This window comes from Streptomyces sp. NPDC026394 (genome assembly GCF_055567735.1).
In genome coordinates, this window is sequence record NZ_JBVHPX010000001.1 from 488174 (window position 1) to 513675 (window position 25502).

Genomic DNA, 25502 nt, shown 5'->3' on the forward strand with positions numbered 1-25502 from the left:
ACAGACCGGGGTCAGAGGGCGGAGGGCGCGGACGAGGGCCGGAACCGGAACACGGAGGCGGATGCGGCCGTGGCGGTGAGGGAGACGGGCGGCGGCCCGTCGTCACCGTCCTTGCGGTCCGTGTCGGGCAGGAGCACCGCGAGGACTCGCAGCAGCGGCGTGCCGGTCGTCAGCAAGGAGTCGGCGAGGTCGGCGAGGCGTTCCTTCGTGCGTTCCCCGGCGAGTGTGGGCTGACGCCAGGTGCCGAGCCGCAGCTTGTACTGCTCGATGGGCTCCCGCAGTGGCCCGTCCCAGGCGTCCCGGTGCGCGTCGAGGAACGCCTCGGCCGTGTCCAGCACGCGGGGGAGGGCCTTGCTCAGCGGCTCGGGGTCGCGGTAGCGGAGCTTGTTCGCCATGGTGGGGCCGACACCGCAGCGGCCCAGCAGCGACACCATGTCGCCGTCCACCAGCCCTTCCCCGGAGGCTTCTTGCCAGGTGACGCCCATCCACTTCACGACGGTGGGCCTGCCCAGCTTGTTCGAGTACACGCCCTGGACGAGATAGACGGGTTCCGCCACATTCGCCGTGATCATCGGGGCTTTCTGGCGTCCCATCCCGACGAGAACCTTGTCGGTGAGCCACTCGACGACCGGATGCAGGTCCGTCAGCAGCGAGATCTCCGGCCAGCTCGACGTGGACGACTCCCGGGCCCGCTGGAGGGAGTGCTCGGCGAGGCGGCGGTTGAAGGTCACGAGCAGCCGCTCGCGCAGCCGCTGCTCGCGAAGGTAGTCCAGGGGGAGCGCCTTGAGACGGTGGACGAGTTCTGCCGGCGGCCGGAACGAGAGCAGCCCCGACTGCTGGTCGCGGTCCATTTCCAGCCGCTCGCGGGCGTCCGGGTACACCTCACGCAGCGCCTCGTCCAGAAAATGCGCGGTCGAGTCGAAGAGACGGGGGACCACGGGACTTGCGGCGGCGCGTCGGGCCGAGGACTCCTGCGTACCGGCCGCGTCCGAGTCGCCCTCGGAGGGCCCTTCCGCTGCCACCTCCTCACCGACCGGGCCGAAGAAGTCCGCGAGGAAGTCGTTCAGCCCCGCGTCCTCGGCGTCCGCGCCGGCGCGGTGGGCGTCCAGGGACTCGTCCACGGTTCTGCCGCGCAGCAGATCCTGGATGAGGGACTTCTCCTCCGCCTCCGCCCGGTACAGGCCGGTCACGGCCTCCGCTGTGCCCAGGGATCGGTGGGCCTGATCCTCACGCTCCAGCAGCCGCTCAGCGACCACCGTGTCGTCCTTGGCCCCCTCGGCCTCGCTGGTCAGGATCAGCGCGCGGAACTCCGGGGGCCGCGCCTGCCCGTACCGGTCGATACGGCCGTTGCGCTGCTCGATACGGATCAACGACCACGGCACGTCGTAATGCACCAGCTGGCGGCACTGGCGGTGCAGGTTGACGCCCTCGGAGGCGACGTCTCCGGTCAGCAGGACCCGTACGGGCGTGTCGGCGAGGCCGAACTCCTCGACGCGGGCCATCTGCTGCTCGTCGGAGAGACCGCCGTGCATGACGCGGACGCAGTCGCGGGCGGCCCGCCCCTTGAAGCCCAGCGCCGCGGGCAGCACCTCGGACAGCCACTCCAGGGTCTGCACCCGCTCGGAGAAGATCACGACCCGTTCGTCGGAACCGGGCCCGACGCCGATCTCCTCGCGGAGTTGGTGCACTAGGGCGGCGAACTTCGCGGAATCCTCCACGGACAGATCAGCGGCCAGCTCCGAAAGCCGGTGCAGGGCGGCCAGCTCGGCTGCGGTGGTCTGAGCGTCGTCCTTCTTTTCCAACGTCTTGGTACGCGCGGAGACCGTGGCCCTCAGCGCCGCGTGGGAGGACAGGAACGACTTGAGCAGCGTGTACGGGAAGAGGGGGACCGAGCTCACCGAGGCGCCGCCGTCACCGGGCAGCCAGACGGCGGCCAGCTCCTCGAAGATCTTCTCCTCGGCGGCGGTGGCCGGGCAGCGCACGGAGTGGGAGGGGCCCCGGTCCGCCCACTGGCCCTTCATCTGCTCCCGTACCTCGGGGCTGATCTTCGTACGGCGGATGAAGAGGTGGTCGATGTCCTGCGCGCGGTAGTTCTCCGGGTCCCGGATCGCCGTGGGGTCCAGCAGGTCGATGAGCTCGGCGAAGGACCTCGCGTCGCCGTTGTGCGGGGTGGCCGAGGCCAGGATCAAGGCGTCCGTGCGGGGGGCGAGGGTGCGCGCCAGCTGGTTGCGGAGCGAACCACGGTTGATCAGGTTGTGTGACTCGTCGATGACCACCGCGTCCCAGCGGATCTGTTCCAGATGGTGTTGGTACTGGTCGGTGTTCTTCAAGGTGTCGATGGAGACGATGACCCGCTTGAAGGACGTGAAGGGGTTGCGGCCGGCCGGGATCTCCCGCTGGATCCGCTCGATGCCGACCGAGTCGAGACGTACAAGGGGGATCGCGAAACGTGTCCACAACTCGTGCTGGAACTGTTCCAGCACGTGCTGCGGGGTGACGACCAGGATGCGCTCGCCCCGACCACGGCGGATAAGCTCGGCCAGTGTGAGACCGATCTCCAGGGTCTTGCCGAGACCCACCACGTCCGCGATCAGCAGCCGCGGGCGGAGATTCGCGCCGGACAGAGCCAGTTCGGCGGGGCGCCGCTGATACGGCAGCGGGTCCATCAGGAACGAGTCGGCGAGGGCGAGCCGGCGCTCCGACTGGGGGAGTGCGGTACGGCGCAGCACCGCTTCCAGGAAGAGCCGGGAGCGCCGGTAGTTCGGGGAGTCGTCCATGACCAGAGCGGTCGCACGCGGATTCAGCAGCTCGATGCGGTCCAGGCCGGAGAAGAACACGGCCTCTTGATCGCGGACGAACTCCGACACCCCGACGACCTCGATCCGGGTACCGTCGTCCGTCGTCGGCATGGAGCTCCTGACCAGCCACTCCTCGTCCCGCACGACCACCTGGGCACCGGCCGGGTACTGGTCTTGGCCGGCCGTGGCACCGCTCTGCTCCGCACTGGTCTGGACGGCGGTCACCCGTGGCCTCCTGAGGCGGTTTGTTCGTACATGGGCAGGCCCCCTTTCGGGGCCTGCCCATTATCGCGGGTCCGTGGGCCCCGCGGGTCAGAAGGGTGCGGTGGCCGCGTAGGCCTCGCGCAACCGCTGCGCGGTGATACGGGCCTGCGCGGAGTGCCGCAGCGAGCGCCGTCGGGCGCCACCGCTGGCGTTGCCCCGCGCCGCCGGGCGAGCTGAGGGCCGCAAACCATCAGATTTCGCCGTTTTTTCCTCCTTCGGTCGCTGCCCGGCCGTCGTGGGGTCGGCGGGCGGGGACGTGGCGGTTTTGCCGTGGGCGAAGGTCGAGTGCGGATCTGCGGGCGGTGGCACCTGGGCGGGTGGCATCGAAGTGGCGAGCGCCTCGCGCTCCCGGCGCGCGGGGTCGAATCCCCCCGGTTCATAGCTGGCTGCCCTAGGCGTGGAGGCCCCCGGCCGCTCTTCACCGGGCACGGCGTCATCCGGGGCTTCGCCCGCTCCGGGATGCGCCCGAGCCGACTCCTCCTCCGACGCGGGCCGGCGTCCCATGGCGAGCAACTCGTCGAGGACATGGGCCGGAGTGGCTGTGTGGCTCGTGAGCTTGCGCCGCGCCTGGGCGACCTTCAGCCCCCGTTTCTCGATCAGCGCCCGGCATTGTCGTACGACGTCGTCGAGTGCGGGTCGGTCCTGGTGGCGGTGGGCCAGCATCGCCGTCAGCAGCGGTACGAGCTCCTCCGGCACTCCCGAGAGGTCCGGCGTGGTCGCGGGATCGACGACCTGGTGGAACAGGAGATGGATGTTATCGGCCCGGTACGGGAGGTGCCCCGAGGCGGCGAACAGCAGCACGGCGCCCAGCGCGTACACATCGACCGCCGACGTCAGCGGCTTCTCGCCGTTCGCCTGCTCGGGCGGCATGCAGGAGGGAGTGCCGACGACCGTGTTGGCCGCGGTCAGCGACACACTGGTCTCCGCGAACACGGCCAGCCCGAAGTCGATCACCTTGGGGCCGTTGGGGCCGAGAAGCACATTGGCCGGCTTCAGATCACGGTGCAGCAGCCCTTGCTTGTGCACCGTCGCCAGCGCCTCCGCGAGCGTGGCGCCCAACGAGGCCGTGAGCAGGGCGTCGAGCGGACCATGACTGCCCACATGCTTGCTGAGGTCCAGCCCCTCGACATACTCGGTCGCCAGCCACGGCGGGTCCGCCTCCGGGTCGGCGTCCAGGAGAGCGGCGATCCGGGCCCCCCAGACCGTCTTGAGGATCTCCACCTCCTGCGCGAACCTCATCCGGGTCTCGGAGTCCACGACGGACGGCTTGATCACCTTCACAGCAGCCGGTTCCCCGCCCGGCGACTCGCCCAGATACACCTGCCCCATACCGCCCTGCCCGATCCGCCCGAGCAACTCGTATCCACCCAGCTCGGCCGGGTCGTCGGGACTGAGGGGCGCGATGTGCACGTGGAGCCTCACATTCGGGACGAGCGAGCTGGGTGGATATTCATCGTCACGCTAGACCATGACCCAAGGGAAGGATGTCGATCAGTTCATGTGATGACGAGCAAACTGTGCCCTCTGCCGCGGCGAATGGCGCGGACGCTCTGCACAGAGATCGCCTGTTGCCGGCCGTGACCGATGTCCGGCCCAGCGCTTGGATGAGGTGTCGGCGTAGCCTGCGTCGACTCGGGGTGGCTGCCGACGGTCCTGTATCTCCGCTTTTTGTCTGGGGCGAACGGTGGTGGCGTTTAAGGTCACCTGTCGGGCCCGCATCTCTGTCTTCGGTCGCGGGAGGTGCGTCGACGAATTCGGAAACCATGCGACCTGAAGTTCTCCCGCGCAGCGGCCGAACCTCACAGGTGTGGTGCCGTCGATTAGTGTCAGTGTCATGTCTATGCCAGAGGCCGGAACGCTGTCTGTCGTGCTGGGCCGTTGTATCGAGGTGGGTACACCGCTGGGCCCCTTCGAGGGCATGCGTTTCTCGGGGTATACCGCGGTTTCCGATACCGGACTCCTTCACGCTGTCGAAGAATGTCCGCAACTGCGCAAGGCATCCGGCGTGCGGGTCGTCGACTTCGCCCTTGACGCCTCCTCGTTGGCGCGGCTCTGCAAGAACTGGAGCTGCCGCTGGGCGGTGCCTGATGACGGGCGCTGGCCGGTCTTTCTCGACGCGCTCGACGCCGTGGCGCGGCTGAGGCCCGACGAGGAGGAGATGGGCGAGGGGTGTCCGGGGGAAGCCGAGGTCTCTGAGGCGGCGTGTCTGCTATCGCGGGGTGAATACCCGCAGAACGAGGGCGATGAGGCTGCGTGGGAGCGCTATGAGCAGGCCAGGGCGCTCAGGGGGGATCTGCTGACTTTGTGGCGGGACACGCAGAATCGGCTGATTACGGCTGGTGAGGGGCTGGCGACGTGCCCTTGGCTGCGTCCCTGGGCTGAGATCAGGTTGGCGGAACTCGCGGAGCGAGCCGAGCGGCAGAGGCTTCGGTTGGCGGGGATCTGCATTCCTCGGGCGCTCGCCGACGGAGCGGCGATCTCCGCCCTGTCCGCGCCTGTGTTGACGCCGGATGTCGCCTTCGAAGACTTCGGCAGCGAAGCGTCTGAGGTGCTGGGGAGGGTATGGCGAGCGTGGTGTGCTCGTGCCAGGTGGGACGCCAAGCCACTTGTCGATGCTGCGTCGGCGGCCCTTGGGGAACTGCACGCGGCTCTTGGGCGCCGCAGAAGGGGCCGGGAGGAGGCCGAGGAGTCGCTGGCGAAGCTGACTGCTGCCTGGGCCCAGCGTGCCGGCCTCGCTGCGGTCGAGCAGTCGGCCGGACATCCGTGGCGTCTGATCGCGGTGCGGATACCTGCGCGGGGTCGGGCACCGCACGGAGAGGTCGTGTGCGAGCCGTTGACGCTGTGGGAGTTGGCGGTCGTCGCGGTGTATCAGGTCGCCGTGGACTGGTTCCGGGGTACTGCCGCCCTGTGGGTTCCCCAGGGCATCGGCGACCAGCTCCTCGCGGCAGAGAGCTCGATGAAGGCCGTCGACCTGATCGAGGGTGCGGAGAACTGGGCGGCGCCGGCTCCCGTGCTCTTGGCGACGTGGGACCCGGACGGGCGCAGCACAGTGTCCTGAGTTGGCCAGTTGGCCAGTTGGCCACCCTCTGGCAGCTGCGGCGTGCGTGAAAGGCGTGCTCCGTTGCATCAAACGACAAGCCTGTCAGGGAAGTAGCAGGTCAGCGGGACGCGAGCTTGGCGTTCAAGGGCTCTGACTGGGCCGACGCAGCCTTTCGTCCCACGTATAGCCCGCACATGTTCTCGCTGCTTTGCATGCGGGACGGAAACTCTGTGGCTCTTCCGCGCTGGCGTAGCAAAGTGCCTGGTCAGCAGCCTGATGGACGTCAAACGCACATGGTGAAGCCGTGTCTGTTTTGCCATGCACAAGAAAGGCCCTGACCGGCGTTTCCGCTGGTCAGGGCCTTGATTTCCGGTGCCCCCGGCAGGATTCGAACCTGCGCACACGGCTCCGGAGGCCGTTGCTCTATCCCCTGAGCTACGGGGGCGTGTCGGCCGCTGCTTGCGGCGACGGGTAGAACACTACCAGCTCCGACGGGGTGTTCATGAACGGGTTGGGGGAGGGTGGCGTATCGCATGGGGGAGTGGGGGTGGAGGTGGTCGGGGAAAGGTCCCTCGCACGGGGGCGGAAGTGGGGAAAACCCGGACGCAGCCGGAGGCGCGCACCTAGTCTCAAGGTGTGCCTGGCTTGTCCGGCCGGGTCCTTGTGGTCGACGACAACAAGGTCATCCGGCAGTTGATCAGGGTCAATCTCGAGCTGGAGGGCTTCGAGGTCGTGACCGCGGCTGATGGTGCCGAGTGCCTGGACATCGTGCATCGGGTCGCGCCGGATGTGGTGACGCTCGATGTGGTGATGCCCCGGCTCGACGGGTTGCAGACGGCGGCGCGGCTGCGCGCCGATCCGCGGACGCGGGGGATTCCGCTCGCCGTGGTCTCCGGGTGTACGCCGGCGGAGGTGGAGAGCGGGCAGGCGGCGGGGGTGGACGCGTTCCTGGCGAAGCCGTTCGAGCCCATGGACCTCGTGCGTACGGTGCGGCGGCTGATGAGTCGCGGAGGGGAGGAGCCGGGGGCCGAGGGGGCGGATGAGGCGGAGGGTGAGGTGGGCGGAGAGGTGGATGTCGAGGCCGAGACCGAGGCCGATGCCGGTGGGGATGCGGAGTCGGTGGTGCGGCCGGCCGGCTGAGGGGCCGGACGGTGACGGAGGGTGTGGGGCCGCCGGGGTGTCCGGTGGGTGAAACGTGGTGGCGGTGGGGGACCGTTTCTCCCATACGCTGGGGATGTGACCCCCGCTGACTTCTCCCGCGCCGTCCTGCGCGCCGTACGTGGCGCTGTGGCCGCCGGGGAACTCTCCGTGACGGTTCCGGAGCGGGTTGTCGTGCGTGCGCCCATGCCGGGGGAAGGCGGGGGCGGCGAGACCGATCTCGCGTGCAATATCGCGCTGAAGATCGCCAAGGACGCCGGGCGCCCACCGCGCGAGGTGGCGGAGGTGCTGCGGCGGCGGTTGGTGGGGGTGCCCGGGATCGCGGGAGTGGAGATCGCCGGGGCCGGATTCTTGAACGTGACGTTGACCGGGCCCGCCCGCGCCGCGCTCGTGTGGAGCGTGCGGGAGCGGGGAGAGATGGGGGAGCGGGGCGAGCGGGGGGAGTCGCCGGCACCGGGGGCCGGGGGTACGGCGGTGGCTTTGCGGGCTGCGAGGGGAGTGCGGGCCGCGGTGGTGGTCGAGGCGTTGGGGCGGATTCTGCTCGCGGGGGGCGTGGAGGGCCGGGGCGGGGCTGAGGTGGGGGAGCCGCGGGTCGAGGTGATTCGCCCCCGGCCGGTGGAGGTCTCTTTCGAGGGGGGCTCCTCGTACGCGGGGGTTGTGGGCACGGCTTCCGAGGAGGACTCCTCGTACGCGGGAGTTGTGGGCACGGCTTTCGAGGGGGGCTTCTCGTACGTGGGGATTGTGGGCACCGCGGAGGCTGCGGGGGTTCCGGAGGCGTCCGCTGCCGCTGACGCCTCCGCTGCCGCCCCCCGGGAATGGCGCGCCCTGACCGCCCGCCTGGGCCCCGACGAAGCCCGCTGGGTGCTGTTGCGGGCCGCGCAGCACGATGTGGTGCGGCTTCCCGAAAAGCCGGTGCAGCGGGAGAGCAACGGGCGGTTCCGGGTGCAGTACGCGTATGCGCGTACGTGTGCGATGACGCGTAACGCCCGGGAGTTGGGCTTCGCGGCCGAGCCGGGGGACGTGGGGGGCGTCGCGGGCGGATGGGGTGTCCGGGAGGTCCGGGAAGTCTGGGCTGCGCTTGCCGAGTACCCCGGCGTCGTCGAGGCCGCCGCGCGGCACCGGGCGCCCGATCGGGTCGCGCGGCATCTGGAAGTGACCGCCGACGCCTGGCTGCGATGTCATGACGTGTGTCCGCCGCTGCCCGTCGGGGAGGAGAAACCCTCGGCCGTGCACCGTGCCCGGCTGGCCCTCGCCGAAGCCGTCGGAACGGTGCTCGCCAACGGCCTGCACCTGCTCGGCATCTCCACGCCCGAACGACTGTGACGAAGCGATCGGCCGAGACCGTCCACGACCGTCCCGGCCGTCCGCGACCGCCCGAACGTCTGTGATCCATCCGGCGGCGCCGTACGCGCGGCGACGCCACACCCGTACCCGAGGGGAACCTCCACGCCATGAGCCGCTCCGCACACCCCGCAGGACCCCGTCACGGTGACGTGCTGCCCGAGGGGCACTACACCGCTCCGCCCACCGACCTCAACAGCCTCGACCCGCGGGTGTGGTCCCGTACGGTCGAGCGCTCCGCCGACGGGGTGGTCACCGTGGGCGGGGTGGACGTGACCGCGCTCGCCGAAGAGTTCGGGACGCCTGCCTACTTCCTGGACGAGGACGACTTCCGGGGCCGGTGCCGGGCCTGGAAGGAGGCCTTCGGGGAGGGGGCGGACGTCTTCTACGCCGGGAAGGCCTTCCTCTCGCGGGCCGTGGTGCGGTGGCTGGCGGAAGAAGGGATGAATCTCGACGTGTGCAGTGGCGGGGAGCTGGCCACGGCGCTCGCGGCGGGGATGCCGGCCGAGCGGATCGCGCTGCACGGGAACAACAAGAGCATCGGGGAGATCACCCGAGCCGTGGAGGCGGGGGTCGGGCGGATCGTGCTCGACTCCTTCCAGGAGATCGTGCGGGTGGCGCACGTCGCGGACCGGCTGGGCAAGCGGCAGCGGGTGCAGATCCGGGTGACGGTGGGCGTGGAGGCCCATACGCACGAGTTCATCGCCACCGCGCACGAGGACCAGAAGTTCGGGATCGCGCTGGCCGGTGGGCAGGCCGCGGAGGCCGTACGGCGGGTGCTGAAGCTGGACGGCCTGGAGCTGACCGGCATCCACTCGCACATCGGGTCGCAGATCTTCGACATGGCCGGTTTCGAGGTGTCGGCACGGCGCGTGGTGCAGCTGCTGACCGAGGTACGGGACGAGCACGGCGTCGAGCTGCCGGAGATCGACCTGGGAGGCGGGCTCGGCATCGCGTACACCTCGGACGACGACCCGCGCGAGCCGCACGAGATCGCGAAGGCGCTGGGCGACATCGTGACGCGGGAGTGCGCGGCGGCCGGGCTCGGCGTGCCGCGCCTGTCGGTGGAGCCGGGCCGCGCCATCGTCGGGCCGACCGCCTTTACCCTGTACGAGGTGGGCACGGTCAAGGAGCTGGACGGGCTGCGCACCTACGTCTCCGTCGACGGTGGCATGTCGGACAACATCCGTACGGCCCTGTACGACGCCGAGTACAGCGTGGCGCTGGCCTCGCGCGCCTCGGACGCGCCGCCGATGCTCTCGCGGGTGGTCGGCAAGCACTGCGAGAGCGGCGACATCGTCGTACGGGACGCGTTCCTGCCCGCCGACGTGGCCCCCGGCGACCTGCTCGCCGTGCCCGCGACCGGTGCGTACTGCCGGTCGATGGCGAGCAACTACAACCACGCGCTGCGTCCGCCGGTGGTCGCGGTGCGGGCGGGCGAAGGACGGGTCATCGTCCGGCGTGAGACGGAGGAGGACCTGCTGCGTCTCGACGTCGGGTGAGGACGGTACGGCGGGCAGGCCGCGGAGGACGTGCGGCGGGTAGCGGGGAGCGGCGGGAGCTTCCCCCGCCCGCCCGGCGCCGACGGCCCCCGCCCGCCCCGCCCGCGAACCGCCCGCCGCCCGGTGGCGGACGTACCCGCCGGGTGACCGACAATGGTGGAACAGATGTCTCGGCATCCGGACCGGGGCCGGAATTCCCGGTCCGGTGCGTGAGACTGGTGCAGACCGAGCAGGGAAAGCGAAAGAGGTCGGAATGATGCGTACGCGTCCGCTGAAGGTGGCGCTGCTGGGCTGTGGAGTGGTCGGCTCAGAGGTGGCGCGCATCATGACGACGCACGCCGACGACCTCACGGCCCGCATCGGCGCGCCGGTCGAGCTGGCCGGTATCGCGGTGCGCCGCCCGGACCGGGTACGCGCGGGCATTCCCGCCGAGCTGATCACCACGGACGCGAAAGAGCTGGTCAAACGGGACGACATCGACGTGGTCGTCGAGGTCATCGGTGGCATCGAGCCCGCCCGTACGCTGATCACCACCGCGTTCGAGCACGGCGCCAGCGTGGTGTCGGCCAACAAGGCGCTGGTCGCGGCGGACGGTGCCGCGCTGCACGCCGCCGCCGAGGCCAACGGCGCGGACCTGTACTACGAGGCCGCCGTGGCCGGCGCGATCCCGCTGGTCCGGCCGCTGCGCGAGTCGCTGGCCGGCGACAAGGTCAACCGGGTGCTGGGCATCGTCAACGGGACGACGAACTTCATCCTGGACAAGATGGACAGCACGGGGGCGGGGTACTCCGAGGCGCTGGACGAGGCCACGGCGCTCGGGTACGCGGAGGCCGACCCGACGGCCGACGTCGAGGGCTTCGACGCGGCCGCCAAGGCCGCCATCCTGGCCGGTATCGCCTTCCACACCCGGGTGACCATCGACGACGTGCACCGCGAGGGGCTGACCGAGGTCACCGCCTCCGACATCGCCTCCGCCAAGCGGATGGGCTGCACGGTCAAGCTGCTCGCGATCTGCGAGCGGGCCGCCGACGGGGCTTCGGTCACCGCGCGCGTGCACCCGGCGATGATTCCGCTGACCCACCCGCTGGCCTCCGTGCGCGAGGCGTACAACGCGGTGTTCGTCGAGTCCGAGGCCGCCGGCCAGCTGATGTTCTACGGCCCCGGCGCGGGCGGCTCGCCGACCGCCTCCGCGGTCCTCGGTGACCTGGTGGCGGTCTGCCGCAACAAGCTGGCCGAGACCACCGGGCCGGGCGAGTCCGCGTACACGCAACTGCCGGTCGGCCCCATGGGTGACGTGGTCACCCGCTACCACATCAGCCTGGACGTGGCCGACAAGCCCGGTGTGCTCGCCCAGGTCGCCACGGTCTTCGCCGAGCACGGCGTGTCCATCGACACGGTCCGCCAGCAGAGCAAGGACGGGGGTGCCGCCCGCTCCGGAGAGACCGTCGACGGGGGAGAGGCGTCCCTCGTCGTCGTCACGCACCGGGCGGCCGACGCCGCCCTGTCGTCGACCGTCGGCGCGCTGCGCGACCTGGACACCGTCCGGGGCGTCGCCAGCATCATGCGGGTCGAAGGGGAGTAAAGGAACCCATGTCTGCCATTTCCACCGCGAGCCGTCAGTGGCGCGGAATCATCGAGGAGTACCGGGACCGGCTGCCGGTCGGCGAGTCCACCGAGGTCGTCACGCTCCGTGAGGGCGGTACGCCGCTGGTGCCCGCCCAGGTGCTCTCCGAGCGCACGGGCTGTGAGGTGCATCTCAAGGTAGAGGGCGCCAACCCCACCGGGTCCTTCAAGGACCGCGGCATGACGATGGCCATCACCCGGGCGAAGGAGGAAGGCGCGAAGGCCGTCATCTGCGCCTCCACCGGCAACACCTCCGCCTCGGCCGCCGCGTACGCCGTACGGGCCGGGATGGTGTGCGCCGTTCTCGTCCCGCAGGGCAAGATCGCGCTCGGCAAGATGGGCCAGGCGCTGGTGCACGGCGCCAAGATCCTCCAGGTCGACGGGAATTTCGACGACTGTCTGACGCTGGCCCGCGGCCTCTCCGAGCGGTACCCCGTCGCACTTGTGAACTCCGTCAACCCGGTACGGATCGAGGGCCAGAAGACCGCCGCCTTCGAGATCGTCGACATGCTGGGCGACGCGCCGGACCTCCATGTGCTGCCGGTCGGCAACGCGGGCAACATCACCGCGTACTGGAAGGGGTACCAGGAGTACGCCGCCGACGGCATCGCCGCGCGCACCCCGCGCATGTGGGGCTTCCAGGCGTCCGGCAGCGCGCCGATCGTACGTGGCGAAGTCGTCAAGGATCCGCACACGATCGCGACGGCCATCCGGATCGGCAACCCCGCCTCCTGGCAGTTCGCCGAGCGCGCCCGGGACGAGTCCGGCGGCGCCATCGACGAGGTGACCGACCGTCAGATCCTGGCCGCCTACCGGCTGCTGGCCTCCCAGGAGGGTGTCTTCGTGGAGCCCGCCTCGGCCGCCTCGGTGGCCGGTCTGCTCAAGGCGGCCGACGAGGGCAAGGTCGACCCGGGCCAGCGCATCGTCTGCACGGTCACCGGCAACGGCCTCAAGGACCCGGACTGGGCCGTCGCGGGCGCCCCGCAGCCGGTCACCGTCCCGGTCGACGCGGACGCCGCGGCCGAGCGCCTCGGTCTGGCGTAGTACGCCCCCGAAGGATGCGACGCAGCCGGCCGCGGTTCCCCGCGGCCGGCTGCGCGCCCCGAACGTGCGACACCGCGCGAAAAGGGGTTACGGAGCCCGCAGGAACCCCGTAACCTCGGACGCAGCAAACCCTGCAAAGGCTGCAAAGGCGGCCCTGGGCCGTGGGCAGCGCGCGACACGCATCGTGCGCCTCCTGTGCGCCCTATGTCGCCACAGAACCTTCCTTCGATAGGCTGGCAGCCAACTCCCCTCCCCACGGCATGTCGCAGTGGTGTGCAGGGCAGGTCAGAACGGTCCCCACGAGCCGGCCGGGCACCCAGGTGCCGCGGCGCTCCGGGGCAGTGCCGCAGCATCACATCAAGGAGAGTCATCGAGCGATGGCCGGTCCAGCGTTCCGCGCCGCCGCCGTCCGGGTGCGCACCCCCGCGACCAGCGCCAATCTCGGTCCCGGCTTCGACGCCCTCGGGCTGTCCCTGGGCCTGTACGACGACGTCGTGGTGCGGGTGGCCGACTCCGGCCTGCACGTCGACATCGCGGGCGAGGGCGCCGAGACCCTGCCGCGCGACGAGAGCCACCTGCTCGTACGGTCCCTGCGCGCCGCCTTCGACCTGCTCGGCGGGCAGCCGCGCGGCCTGGAGATCGTCTGCGCCAACCGCATCCCGCACGGCCGCGGCCTGGGCTCCTCCTCCGCCGCCATCTGCGCGGGCATCATGGCCGCCCGCGCGGTGACCATAGGCGCCGAACAGAAGCTGGACGACGCGGCGCTGCTGGAACTGGCCACCGAGATCGAGGGACATCCGGACAACGTCGCCGCCTGCCTGCTCGGCGGCTTCACGCTGGCCTGGACCGATACCGGATCGGCGCGCGCGATCAGGATGGATCCCGCCGATTCCATCGTTCCGGTGGTCTTCGTACCGGGCAAGCCGGTGCTCACCGAGACCGCGCGGGGCCTGCTGCCGCGGACCGTCCCGCACGTGGACGCGGCGGCCAACGCCGGCCGCGCCGCACTGCTCGTCGAGGCCCTGACCAGGCGCCCCGAGCTGCTGCTGGCCGCGACCGAGGACCGACTTCACCAGGAGTACCGTGCTCCCGCGATGCCCGAGAGCGTGGCCCTGGTGAACCGACTGCGGGCGGACGGCGTCCCCGCGGTCGTCTCCGGCGCGGGCCCGACGGTCCTCGCGCTGGTCCAGGAGGACGCGGCCGACAAGGTCGCCGGCCTCGCGGGCGAGGGGTGGGCGGCCAACCGGCTGGCCCTCGACGCGGCGGGCACCTCGGTGCTGCCGCTCGCCGGGTGATCGACGATTGCCGGTCTTCGAGAGGGGGAATGTTTGTTGGATCCGGTAGTGTTAACCTCAAGTGAGTACGTGACGCCTCTGCGGCGCGGTACTCCGTGTCCCCCATCGGGACCACCTTTCTTCCGGGAGCCTCCCAAACTGCTTGGAGCAGTTGCCTGAGCAGAAGCGAGCACGCTCCGGAATCGGCGTGACGGACATGAGTCACAGACATCTCCTCGCGCCGGAACCATGAACTGATCTCTCCGCCATTTCCGGCGGGACCACCGCCCCGGCCAGGTCCGCGAGTACGGGACCGCAGCCGGACAGCACAACCGGTCGCCGAGCCAGACAGGCCGACGCCCGCTCCAGGGAAGGACCCTTCGTGAGCGACACCACCGATCTGATGGGCGTACGCACCGATGGCAGTGCCACCGCGCCCGCCACGGACGCTCCCGCCGCGCCTGCGCGGCGCCGCCGTTCCGGCACCGGCCTGGACGGCATGGTCCTGGCAGAGCTGCAGCAGGTCGCCTCCAGCCTCGGTATCAAGGGCACCGCGCGGATGCGCAAGAGCCAGCTGATCGAGGTCATCAAGGAGAAGCAGGCCGCCGGCTCCGGTTCCGGCGCCGCCGCCGCCAAGGGCGACGCGCCCGCAGAGACCGAGACCAAGCCCAAGCGCCGGGCGACCTCCAAGGCCCGTACGGGCGAGGACGGCGACGCCAAGGCCGCGGGCAAGGCGGACGACAAGGCCACCGCCGACAAGGGCGCCGGCCAGCAGCAGATCGACATCCCGGGCCAGCCCAGCGACGAGCAGCCGGCCGGCGAGCGCCGCCGGCGCCGCGCCACCGCCGCCGCGGGCAGCCCCGACGGCGCCGGTGAGGCGAAGGCCGAGGGCAAGGCCGAGGCGAAGGCCGACACCCGCACCGACCGGCGCGAGGACGCCAAGGCCGAGGCCGCGGCGGACAACGCCGAGGGCCGCCAGGGCAAGGGCGACCGCCAGGACCGCGGGGACCGCCAGGACCGCGGCCAGAAGGGCGACCGCCAGAACCGCGGTGAGCGGGGCGAGCGCGGGGAGCGGGGCGAACGCGGCCAGCGCGACCGCCGCAACAAGAACAACGACGGTGACGGCGGCAACCAGCAGGGCGGCGGCAACCGCCAGCGCGACAACCGCCGGGCCGACGAGGACGGCGACGACTTCGAGGGCGGGCGCCGCGGGCGCCGCGGCCGTTACCGGGACCGCCGTGGCCGCCGTGGCCGCGACGAGGGCTTCGGCAACGAGCCGCAGGTGTCCGAGGACGACGTGCTGATCCCCGTCGCGGGCATCCTCGACATCCTCGACAACTACGCGTTCATCCGGACCTCCGGCTACCTGCCCGGCCCGAACGACGTGTACGTCTCGCTCGCCCAGGTCCGCAAGAACGGTCTGCGCAAGGGTGACCACGTCACCGGCGCGGTCCGCCAGCCCCGCGAGGGCGAGCGCCGCGAGAAGTTCAACGCGCTGGTGCGCCTGGACACCGTCAACAGCGTCTCGCCCGAACAGGGCCGCGGCCGCCCGGAGTTCGGCAAGCTGACGCCCCTTTACCCGCAGGAGCGGCTGCGCCTGGAAGGTGAGCCCGGCGCGCTGACGCCGCGCATCATCGACCTGGTCGCGCCGATCGGCAAGGGCCAGCGCGGTCTGATCGTGGCGCCGCCGAAGACCGGCAAGACCATGATCATGCAGGCGATCGCCAACTCGATCACCCGCAACAGCCCCGAGTGCCACCTGATGGTCGTCCTGGTCGACGAGCGTCCGGAAGAGGTCACCGACATGCAGCGGTCGGTCAAGGGCGAGGTCATCTCCTCGACCTTCGACCGCCCGGCCGAGGACCACACCACCGTCGCCGAGCTGGCCATCGAGCGCGCCAAGCGGCTGGTGGAGCTGGGCCACGACGTGGTCGTCCTGCTGGACTCCATCACCCGTCTGGGCCGTGCATACAACCTCGCCGCCCCGGCGTCGGGCCGCATCCTGTCCGGCGGTGTCGACTCGACCGCGCTGTACCCGCCGAAGAAGTTCTTCGGCGCCGCGCGCAACATCGAGGACGGCGGCTCGCTGACCATCCTGGCCACCGCGCTGGTCGAGACCGGCTCGCGGATGGACGAGGTGATCTTCGAGGAGTTCAAGGGCACCGGCAACATGGAGCTCAAGCTCGACCGGAAGCTCTCGGACAAGCGCATCTTCCCGGCGGTGGACGTGGACGCGTCCAGCACCCGTAAGGAAGAGATCCTGATGGGCAGCGACGAGCTGGCCGTCGTCTGGAAGCTGCGCCGGGTGCTGCACGCCCTGGACCAGCAGCAGGCCATCGAGCTGCTGCTGGACAAGATGAAGCAGACGAAGTCCAACGCGGAGTTCCTGCTCCAGATCCAGAAGACGACGCCCGGTATGGGCAACGGCAACGGCAACGACTGACGCCGGCCCCGTACGAACGGCCCGCCGGCGCCCGTAACGGCGCCGGACACGGCCGTAGCCGCACGGCTGAGCCCTCCCGGTCACATCGGTGACCGGGAGGGCTTCGTGCTGTCGGCGGAAACCCGCAGATTGTTGCCTTGCGCACACGCGCGGCGCTCCCGGAGGCCGTCACTCCGCTTTCCGCCTCCGGGCGAAAGCCCTGGTCACCCCGGTAAAAGTCGACTTTTGGCCGGAGTGCGGGCGGGCCGGTTTCTAAGAATGGCTCTCAATCCCGTTGTGCAACCCTTCCGGTCTGCCCCCCGTCTTTCAAGGAGCAACAAACCGTGGCCGGAGGCTGAACGGTGGCGGCGAGGGGCAGCCGAGAGAACGAGGACTGAGGAGCAGATGGCGGACGACAGCAGGGCCGCGAACCCGGCCAAGAGCCGTTCCCGCGGCATACGTGCCACGGGCCGCCGGCGCAAGGGTCCGACCCGGCGCCGCCGCGCCCTGACGATCACCGTGTGCGCGCTGGTCAGCTGCGTACTGCTCGGTGGCGCGGGACTCGGTTACGTCTACTTCAAACTCAACGGCAACCTGAAGGGCGTCGACATCAACGCCGCCCTGGGCAAGAACCGGCCCAAGGACAACGACGACGGATCGATGGACATCCTCGTCATGGGCTCCGACTCCCGGGCGGGAAAGAACGGGGAGTACGGCACCGACGAGGGCGGCGCCCGCTCCGACACCGCGATGATCGTGCACATCTTCAAGGGCCACAAGAAGGCCAGCGTCGTCAGCGTCCCGCGCGACACCCTGGTCCAGCGCCCCGACTGCACCAAGGACGGCAAGAACGTACCGGGCCAGCGCAAGGCCATGTTCAACACCGCCTTCGAGGTCGGCGGCCCGGCCTGCGCGGTCAAGACCGTCGAGGCGATGAGCGGCATCCGCATGGACCACTTCGTCGAGGTCGACTTCAACGGCTTCAAGAAGCTCATCGACGCCCTGGGCGGCGTGGACATCACCACCACCAAGCCCATCCACGACAACAAGAGCCACCTGAACCTGGAGCCCGGCAAGCACACCCTCAACGGTGAGGACGCCCTCGGCCTCGTACGGACCCGGCACGGCGTGCCCGGCGGCGACGGCAGCGACCTGGGCCGCATCCAGCTCCAGCAGACCTTCATCAAGGCACTGATGAAACAGGTGAAGAGCATCGGGCTGCTCTCCAACCCGACGAAGCTCTACGGCATCGCCGACACCGCCACCAAGGCCATCACCACCGACAGCGACCTGAACTCCGTCAACGCGCTGATGGGGCTCGCCAAGGACATGGGCGGCATCGAGTCGGACCACATCGACATGGTCACGCTGCCCGTCACGTACGACCCGAAGAATCCTTCCCGCGTGCTGCCGCTGGAGAAGCAGTCCCGGCAGGTCTGGGACGCGCTGCGCCAGGACCGGGACATCCCCAAGGAAGCGATCAAGGATTCCGCAGGTGACAAGGGTGGAACGGATAGCTACGTCAAGTAGCGGAACCGTTTCTTCACCTCATGTCCCGCCGCCGTGGACCGCCCGGGAACAAAATCCGGAGCACCCCGGTTTTGGGAGATGAGGCCAGTCCTGGCAGACTGGACCGTCGGCCCCGGTTCACGTGACGCAATCCGCGGAACGACCCGGAGCCCTCCCGAACCTAGGAGATTCCCTTGAAGCGCGACATCCACCCGGAGTACGTCGAGACCCAGGTCAGCTGCACCTGTGGCGCGTCGTTCACCACCCGTAGCACCGTGGCCGGCGGCACCATCCGTGCCGACATCTGCTCCGAGTGCCACCCGTTCTACACGGGCAAGCAGAAGATCCTCGACACCGGTGGCCGTGTGGCCCGCTTCGAGGCCCGCTTCGGCAAGGGCGCCGGCGCCGCCAAGAAGTAGCGACCCGCAAGGCGCCGGTTCCGTCTCGCCCCTGGGAAGGGGCGGCGGACCGGCGTTTTGTCGTCCAGGCCACGGACCCCGCCGGAGGTCCCAGGGGCCCGCGGCCCCGCCGCACACGTGCCGGCAACCGGCAGCCGGGAACCCCCGGATCCCGGAAGACACAGCCAGGTGAGGAACCCCCACGATGTTCGAGGCGGTCGAGGAACTGATCGGCGAGCACGCCGACCTTGAGAAGCGACTGGCCGACCCCGCGGTCCACGCCGACCAGCGCGAGGCCAAGCGGCTCAACAAGCGCTATTTCGAGCTGACCCCGATCATCACGACGTACCGCGCCTGGAAGCAGACCGGCGACGACATCGGTACGGCCCGCGAACTGGCCGCCGACGACCCGGACTTCGCCGACGAGGTCAAGGACCTCGAAGCGCGCCGCGAGGAGCTCACCGAGAAGCTGCGGCTGCTGCTCGTCCCGCGCGACCCCAGCGACGACAAGGACGTCATCCTGGAGGTCAAGGCGGGCGAGGGCGGCGAGGAGTCCGCGCTGTTCGCCGGCGACCTGCTGCGCATGTACCTGCGCTACGCCGAGCGGGTCGGCTGGAAGACCGAGATCCTCGACGCCAACGAGTCCGACCTCGGCGGCTACAAGGACGTCCAGGTCGCCGTGAAGACCAAGGGCGGCAACGGCGCCACCGAGCCCGGCCAGGGCGTGTGGGCCCGCCTGAAGTACGAGGGCGGTGTGCACCGCGTGCAGCGGGTGCCCGCCACCGAGTCCCAGGGCCGTATCCACACCTCGGCGGCCGGCGTGCTCGTCACGCCGGAGGCCGAGGAGGTCGAGGTCGAGATCGGCCCGAACGACCTGCGCATCGACGTCTACCGCTCGTCGGGCCCCGGCGGCCAGTCGGTCAACACCACCGACTCCGCCGTACGCATCACCCACCTGCCCACCGGCATCGTCGTCTCCTGCCAGAACGAGAAGAGCCAGCTCCAGAACAAGGAGCAGGCCCTGCGCATCCTGCGGTCGCGGCTGCTGGCCGCCGCCCAGGAGGAGGCCGAGAAGGAGGCGTCGGACGCCCGGCGCAGCCAGGTCCGCACCGTCGACCGCTCCGAGCGCATCCGGACGTACAACTTCCCGGAGAACCGCATTTCGGACCACCGTGTCGGCTTCAAGGCGTACAACCTGGACCAGGTCCTCGACGGCGAGCTCGATCCGGTCATCCAGGCGTGCGTGGACGCCGACTCGGCCGCCAAGCTGGCCGCCGCCCAGTAAGCCCGTGGAACGCCCGTAAAACGCCCGTAGAACGAGCCGGAGGAACAGCGTGCCGTCGCCTTCCGGGGGTCACGACCCCCAGCGGCCCCGCCGCGGGCCCAACCCCCGCACCGTGCTGCTCGCCGAGGTGGCCCAGGCCACCCAGCGGCTGGCCGACGCCGGCGTACCCTCACCGCGCTTCGACGCCGAGGAACTCGCCGCCCACGTCCACGGCGTCAAGCGCGGTGAACTGCACCGGGTCCCCGACGCGGACTTCGACGCCCGTTACTGGGAGGCCGTCGCCCGCCGCGAGGCCCGCGAGCCGCTCCAGCACATCACCGGCCGGGCCTTCTTCCGCTACCTGGAGCTGCACGTCGGCCCCGGCGTCTTCGTACCCCGCCCGGAGACCGAGTCGGTCGTCGGCTGGGCGATAGACGCGGTACGGGCCATGGACGTCGTCGAACCGCTCATCGTGGACCTGTGCACGGGCTCCGGAGCCATCGCGCTCGCCCTGGCGCAGGAGGTGCCCCGCTCCCGGGTGCACGCCGTCGAGCTGTCCGACGAGGCCATGCAGTGGGCCCGCAAGAACGTCGAGGGGTCCCGCGTCGTTCTCCAGCAGGGCGACGCGCTGACCGCGCTTCCCGAGCTGGACGGCCAGGTGGACCTGGTCATCTCCAACCCGCCGTACATCCCGCTGACCGAGTGGGAGTACGTCGCACCCGAGGCACGCGACCACGACCCCGAGCTCGCGCTGTTCTCGGGCCAGGACGGCCTGGACACCATCCGCGGCATCGAGCGGACCGCGCACCGCCTGCTGCGGCCCGGCGGCGTCGTGGTCATCGAGCACGCCGACACCCAGGGCGGCCAGGTTCCGTGGATCTTCACCGAGGAGCGGGGCTGGGCCGACGCGGCCGACCACCCCGACCTGAACAACCGGCCCCGCTTCGCCACCGCGCGCAGGGCGACGCCATGACGAGCCCGGCCCCCACGAGTCATCTGTACGTTCCGCACGAGGAGGTCCGTTAAATGGCACGGCGATACGACTGCAGCGACGCGACCGACCGCGCGACCGGTCTGCGCGAGGCCGCATCGGCCGTCCGTCGCGGCGAGCTGGTCGTGCTGCCGACCGACACCGTCTACGGCATCGGCGCGGACGCGTTCAGTGCCGAGGCCGTCGGTGACCTGCTGGAGGCCAAGGGGCGCGGGCGCGGCATGCCGTCCCCGGTGCTCGTCGGCTCCCCGAACACCCTCCACGGGCTCGTCACGGACTTCTCCGAGCAGGCATGGGAGCTGGTCGACGCCTTCTGGCCCGGCGCGCTGACCCTGGTCGCCACCCACCAGCCGTCGCTGACCTGGGACCTCGGGGAGACCCGCGGCACGGTCGCGGTCCGCATGCCGCTGCACCCGGTCGCCATCGAGCTGCTGACCGAGTTCGGCCCGATGGCCGTCTCCAGCGCCAACCTCACCGGGCACCCGTCGCCGCAGGACTGCGACGCGGCCCAGGAGATGCTCGGCGACTCCGTCTCCGTCTACCTGGACGGCGGCCCGACCCCCGCCGCCGTGCCGTCCTCGATCGTGGACGTCACCGGGCCGACGCCGCTGCTGCTGCGCGAGGGCGCGATCAGCGCGGAGGAGCTGCGCAAGGTGGCTCCCGGGCTTGAGGTGGCGAATTGATTGCGCCCCTCGGGCGTGGCATAGCGGGACCCGGCGAGGACAGCTACCGCACGTTCCGCATCCTCCACGTCAGCACCGGCAACGTCTGCCGCTCGCCCATCACCGAGCGGCTGCACCGGCACGCCCTCGACCTGCGGCTGGGCGCGGACCGCGGCGGCCTGGTCGTGGAGAGCGCCGGCACCTGGGGCCACGAAGGCGCGCCCATGGAGACCCACGCCGCCACGGTTCTGGCCGACTACGGGGCCGATCCGGCCGACTTCACCGGCCGAGAGCTGCTGGACGAGCACGTCATCCGGGCCGACCTCGTGCTGACCGCCACCCGCGACCACCGCGCCCAGGTCATCTCCATGGGCCACTCGGCGGGGCTGCGCACCTTCACGCTGAAGGAGTTCAACCGCCTCGTACGGGCCATAGACCCGGCCACGCTCCCCGAGCCCGATCCGGCGCTGCCCGGCGGCGGGCTGGTCGAACGCGCCCGCGCCCTGGTCGGCGCCGCGGCGGCGCTGCGCGGCTGGCTGCTGGCACCGAACCCGGAGGCGGACGAGGTCTACGACCCGTACGGCGCGCCCATCACGTTCTTCCGCTCCATCGGCGACGAGATCAACCAGGCCCTGGACCCCGTCGTGACGGCGCTGACGGGGGTTCCGGCGCGCGCTTGAGGGGTCTGGGCGGCCTCCGGGTTGTGCGGGGGTGGGAACGGGGCTTCTAGGGCTCTTGGGGGCTCTTGGGGGTGCTGGGGCTGGGGCTTCGTTCCGGTGTGCTGTGTTCCGGTGCGCTTCGTTCCGGTCCGCTTCGGGTAGGCCCCCGGTGGGGGATGCGGGCAGCCGTCCCGTAAGGCGGGCGGTCCGGCCTCGGCCCGGCCCGGTCCGGCCTCGACTCGGTTCGGCTCGGCTCGGGTGTGCGAGCTTCGGTGTGGCTGCGCTTGGGTAGGCCCCCGGTGGGGGAATGTGCGCGGTCGCCCCGTAAGGCGGGCGGTTCGGCGCGGCCTCGGCTCGGTGCGGCCCGGCCTCGGCCCGGTCCGGCCTCGACTCGGTTCGGCTCGGCGCGGGTGTGCGAGCTTCGGTGTGGCTGCGCTTGGGTAGGCCCCCGGTGGGGGAACGTGCGCTGCCGCCCCGTAAGGCGAGCGGCCCCGCCCCCGCCCCCGGCCCGGCTCCGCCCGCCACCCTCCCCCCCACCCGCTCCCTCCACCGCGCCCCAACCCCGCACCGCGCCTACATTGGGACCACGTCCCCGTCCGAGGTCCGGAGCGCGCCATGCCCGCCACCACCACGTCATCCCGGAGCGACATCACGGCTGCCCGGAAGGAGGCGGCCGGGGCAGGGGCGGGGCACGGCGGGTACCCGTCGCCTGCCTGGACGCCCGACTTCGCGGAGCTGCTGGAGCAGGACCCCGAGATCGCCGGGGTGCTGCTCGCCGAGGCCGCCCGGCAGGGGGACGGGCTGCAGCTCGTCGCCGCCGAGAACTTCGCCTCCCGGGCCGTGCTGGCCGCCTTGGGCTCCCCGCTCGCCAACAAGTACGCCGAGGGCTATCCGGGCGCCCGGCACCACGGCGGATGCGAGGTCGTGGATCTCGCCGAGCGGCTCGCCGTGGAACGTGCCAAAGTCCTGTTCGGCGCCGAGCACGCCAACGTCCAGCCGCACTCCGGGTCGTCGGCCGTGCTGGCCGCGTACGCCGCCCTGCTGCGCCCCGGCGACACCGTCCTGGCCATGGCGCTGCCGCACGGCGGACACCTGACGCACGGCTCCCCGGCCAATTTCTCCGGCCGCTGGTTCGACTTCGCCGGGTACGGCGTCGATCCGCACACCGGCCTGCTGGACTACGACGAGGTGCGCGCGCTGGCCCGCCGGCACCGGCCCAAGGCCATCGTCTGCGGGTCGATCTGCTATCCGCGGCATCTGGACTACGCCGCCTTCCGGGAGATCGCCGACGAGGTGGGCGCGTACCTCGTCGCGGACGCCGCCCACCCCATCGGGCTGATCGCCGCGGGCCTGGCGCCCAGCCCGGTGCCGTACGCGGACGTGGTGTGCGCGACCACCCACAAGGTGCTGCGCGGCCCCCGGGGCGGCATGATCCTGTGCGGTGCCGAGCTGGCCGAGCGCATCGACCGGGCGGTCTTCCCGTTCACCCAGGGCGGCGCCCAGATGAACGCGGTCGCCGCCAAGGCCGTCGCCTTCGGCGAGGCCGCCACCGACGCCTTCGCCGCCTACGCGCGGCAGGTCGTCGCCAACGCGCGGGCGCTGGCCGGATCGCTGGCCGAGGAGGGCCTGCCGGTCACCACCGGCGGTACGGACACCCACCTGATCACCGCCGACCCGGCGCCGCTGGGGGCGGACGCCCGTACGGCCAGGGGGCGTTGCGCGGCGGCGGGCATCGTGCTGGACACCTGCGCCCTGCCGTGCCCCGAGGACCCGTCAGGACGCCGCCCGGGGCTGCGGCTGGGGGCTGCCGCCCTGACCACCCAGGGCATGGGCGAGGAGGAGGCGGTGCGGGTCGGCGCGCTGATCGCGGCGGCGGTACGGGAGGACCCGGGGGCCCGCGCGGCGACCATGGCATTGGTCCGGCGCTTTCCCCCATATCCCCATCCGGGCTGAGCTCTGGAACCATGCGCGGGGCGGGGGTGTCTTCCCTTACGTTCACGGATAGGGGGCGGACACGCATATGGTGTGTGGCTGTGATGGCCAGCGATACCAATGGGGCAGCCCGTGCGTGAATACCTGCTGACGCTGTGCGTCACGGCCGCGGTCACTTACCTGCTGACCGGGCCGGTACGGAAATTCGCCATCGCGGCCGGCGCGATGCCGGAGATCCGCGCGCGCGACGTGCACCGCGAACCCACCCCGCGCCTCGGCGGCATCGCCATGTTCGGCGGGCTGTGCGCGGGACTGCTGGTCGCGGCCCATCTCAGCAACCTCAAGTCCGTCTTCGAGCACTCCAACGAGCCGCGCGCGCTGCTGTCGGGCGCCGCGCTGATCTGGGTGCTGGGCGTGCTGGACGACAAGTGGGGCGTGGACGCGCTGGTCAAGCTCGGCGGGCAGATGATCGCCGCCGGTGTGATGGTCCTTCAGGGGCTGACGATCCTGTGGATCCCGGTGCCGGGCATCGGCACGGTCTCGCTGAGCCCGTGGCAGGGCACGCTGCTGACGGTGGCTCTGGTCGTCATCACCATCAACGCCGTCAACTTCGTGGACGGCCTGGACGGGCTGGCCTCCGGCATGGTGTGCATCGCCGCCGCGGCGTTCTTCATGTACGCGTACCGGATGTGGTTCGGGTACGGCATCGAGGCGGCCGCGCCCGCGACGCTGTTCTCGGTCGTCCTGATGGGCATGTGCCTGGGCTTCCTGCCGCACAACATGCACCCGGCGCGGATCTTCATGGGCGACTCGGGCTCGATGCTGATCGGGCTGGTCATGGCGGCCGGCGCGGTCTCGGTGACCGGCCAGGTCGACCCGGACCTGCTCAACCTGAAGGCGGGCAGCGTCCGCGAGGCCACCCACGCGATGGTGCCGGTCTACATCCCGCTGCTGCTGCCGCTGACGATCATCGCGGTGCCGGTGGCCGACCTGGTGCTGGCCATCGTGCGCCGTACGTGGAAGGGCCAGTCGCCGTTCGCCGCCGACCGCGGCCACCTGCACCACCGGCTGCTGGAGATCGGCCACTCGCACAGCCGCGCCGTCCTGATCATGTACTTCTGGTCCGCGCTGATCGCCTTCGGCGCCGTGGCGTACTCGGTCAACAACGCGAGTGTGTGGGTCGTGTTGGGCATCGTGCTGCTGAGTGCGATCGGGCTGGTCCTCCTGCTGCTGCCGCGCTTCACGCCGCGCGCGCCGCGCTGGATGGAGTGGATGGTGCCGCCGCGGTACCGGCGCAGCGTGCAGGCGGCGGCCGTCGCCGCGGCCGCCGAGGAGAGCGCGGCGGTCGACGAGGCCGGGCAGCTCGGTGGGGGACGGACGGCGGACGGCGAGAGCGCTCCGGAGCGGGAGCGGCGGCCGGTGCCGGCGGGCGTCAACGGGGCCACCGCGATCGGTGACCGGTCGCGGTTCACCGACCGGCGTAAGGCCGGAAGTCACCGCTGAGGCGAGTTTTCGCTCGTACGAGCGATGCTCGAAAATCCCCTCATTGGGTTACATAGCAGACAGAGTGCCGCCGTGTCGCGCTCCTACGCGCGGATTACTGCTCACGTGTGACGGGTAG

18 protein-coding genes and 1 tRNA gene are annotated in these 25502 nt (G+C 71.0%); 16 read left to right on the forward strand and 3 right to left on the reverse strand.

Features of this window, described 5'->3' with window-relative positions; all coding sequences use genetic code 11:
• Window positions 1-11: 11 nt before the first annotated feature.
• Window positions 12-3023, reverse strand: a complete 3012-nt coding sequence (locus ACZ4QV_RS02105; RefSeq protein ID WP_361634201.1) for a DEAD/DEAH box helicase — start codon at window positions 3021-3023, stop codon at window positions 12-14.
• Window positions 3024-3110: 87 nt separating this feature from the next.
• Window positions 3111-4472 carry a serine/threonine-protein kinase gene (locus tag ACZ4QV_RS02110; protein WP_361634198.1) on the reverse strand — a complete coding sequence of 454 codons (1362 nt, stop codon included), beginning with the start codon at window positions 4470-4472 and terminating at the stop codon, window positions 3111-3113.
• Between the two features lie 424 nt (window positions 4473-4896).
• Here ACZ4QV_RS02110 and ACZ4QV_RS02115 point away from each other — a divergent pair, with 424 nt between their 5' ends.
• Window positions 4897-6120 carry a hypothetical protein gene (locus ACZ4QV_RS02115; protein WP_361634195.1) on the forward strand — a complete coding sequence of 408 codons (1224 nt, stop codon included), beginning with the start codon at window positions 4897-4899 and terminating at the stop codon, window positions 6118-6120.
• 355 nt (window positions 6121-6475) lie between these two features.
• Here the strand turns inward: ACZ4QV_RS02115 and ACZ4QV_RS02120 are convergent.
• A tRNA-Arg gene (locus ACZ4QV_RS02120) sits at window positions 6476-6547 on the reverse strand.
• Window positions 6548-6738: 191 nt separating this feature from the next.
• Between ACZ4QV_RS02120 and ACZ4QV_RS02125 the strand changes: the two genes are divergently transcribed.
• The 15 genes from ACZ4QV_RS02125 (at window position 6739) to ACZ4QV_RS02195 (ending at window position 25384) form a co-directional block, all read left to right on the forward strand.
• On the forward strand, window positions 6739-7242 hold the full coding sequence (locus ACZ4QV_RS02125; protein WP_361146506.1) for a response regulator: 504 nt from the start codon (window positions 6739-6741) through the stop codon (window positions 7240-7242).
• Window positions 7243-7338: 96 nt separating this feature from the next.
• Window positions 7339-8583 (forward strand): ArgS-related anticodon-binding protein NrtL, encoded by a 1245-nt coding sequence (gene nrtL / locus ACZ4QV_RS02130; protein WP_361634192.1) that lies wholly within the window; start codon window positions 7339-7341, stop codon window positions 8581-8583.
• A gap of 128 nt (window positions 8584-8711) precedes the next feature.
• Window positions 8712-10103: a diaminopimelate decarboxylase gene (lysA, locus tag ACZ4QV_RS02135; protein ID WP_361146501.1), complete on the forward strand. Its 1392-nt coding sequence runs from the start codon at window positions 8712-8714 to the stop codon at window positions 10101-10103.
• A gap of 253 nt (window positions 10104-10356) precedes the next feature.
• Entirely contained in the window at window positions 10357-11685 is a 1329-nt protein-coding gene (locus ACZ4QV_RS02140) for a homoserine dehydrogenase (protein ID WP_361146498.1), read from the forward strand.
• An 8-nt stretch (window positions 11686-11693) separates the two neighbouring features.
• The gene (thrC, locus tag ACZ4QV_RS02145) at window positions 11694-12770 is read left to right on the forward strand and encodes a threonine synthase (protein WP_361146495.1); all 1077 of its coding nucleotides are present in this window, start codon (window positions 11694-11696) and stop codon (window positions 12768-12770) included.
• Between the two features lie 377 nt (window positions 12771-13147).
• Entirely contained in the window at window positions 13148-14065 is a 918-nt protein-coding gene (gene thrB / locus ACZ4QV_RS02150; protein ID WP_361146492.1) for a homoserine kinase, read from the forward strand.
• 361 nt (window positions 14066-14426) lie between these two features.
• Window positions 14427-16487: a transcription termination factor Rho gene (gene rho / locus ACZ4QV_RS02155; RefSeq protein WP_467762487.1), complete on the forward strand. Its 2061-nt coding sequence runs from the start codon at window positions 14427-14429 to the stop codon at window positions 16485-16487.
• 384 nt (window positions 16488-16871) lie between these two features.
• On the forward strand, window positions 16872-17996 hold the full coding sequence (locus ACZ4QV_RS02160) for an LCP family protein (RefSeq protein ID WP_361146486.1): 1125 nt from the start codon (window positions 16872-16874) through the stop codon (window positions 17994-17996).
• 173 nt (window positions 17997-18169) lie between these two features.
• The gene (gene rpmE, locus ACZ4QV_RS02165; protein WP_030017736.1) at window positions 18170-18394 is read left to right on the forward strand and encodes a 50S ribosomal protein L31; all 225 of its coding nucleotides are present in this window, start codon (window positions 18170-18172) and stop codon (window positions 18392-18394) included.
• Between the two features lie 184 nt (window positions 18395-18578).
• The gene (gene prfA, locus ACZ4QV_RS02170; protein ID WP_361146483.1) at window positions 18579-19658 is read left to right on the forward strand and encodes a peptide chain release factor 1; all 1080 of its coding nucleotides are present in this window, start codon (window positions 18579-18581) and stop codon (window positions 19656-19658) included.
• A 112-nt stretch (window positions 19659-19770) separates the two neighbouring features.
• Window positions 19771-20610 carry a peptide chain release factor N(5)-glutamine methyltransferase gene (gene prmC / locus ACZ4QV_RS02175; protein ID WP_030017734.1) on the forward strand — a complete coding sequence of 280 codons (840 nt, stop codon included), beginning with the start codon at window positions 19771-19773 and terminating at the stop codon, window positions 20608-20610.
• A gap of 53 nt (window positions 20611-20663) precedes the next feature.
• Window positions 20664-21311 carry an L-threonylcarbamoyladenylate synthase gene (locus tag ACZ4QV_RS02180; RefSeq protein ID WP_030017733.1) on the forward strand — a complete coding sequence of 216 codons (648 nt, stop codon included), beginning with the start codon at window positions 20664-20666 and terminating at the stop codon, window positions 21309-21311.
• Window positions 21308-21970, forward strand: coding sequence for an arsenate reductase/protein-tyrosine-phosphatase family protein (locus ACZ4QV_RS02185; RefSeq protein WP_030017732.1), 663 nt, complete (start codon window positions 21308-21310; stop codon window positions 21968-21970). The genes ACZ4QV_RS02180 and ACZ4QV_RS02185 overlap by 4 nt, the downstream gene beginning before the upstream one ends.
• A gap of 594 nt (window positions 21971-22564) precedes the next feature.
• Window positions 22565-23902, forward strand: coding sequence for a serine hydroxymethyltransferase (locus ACZ4QV_RS02190; RefSeq protein ID WP_361586115.1), 1338 nt, complete (start codon window positions 22565-22567; stop codon window positions 23900-23902).
• Between the two features lie 99 nt (window positions 23903-24001).
• A complete protein-coding gene (locus ACZ4QV_RS02195; protein WP_361146477.1) occupies window positions 24002-25384 on the forward strand; it encodes an MraY family glycosyltransferase in 1383 nt (460 codons plus the stop codon).
• Window positions 25385-25502 lie beyond the last annotated feature (118 nt).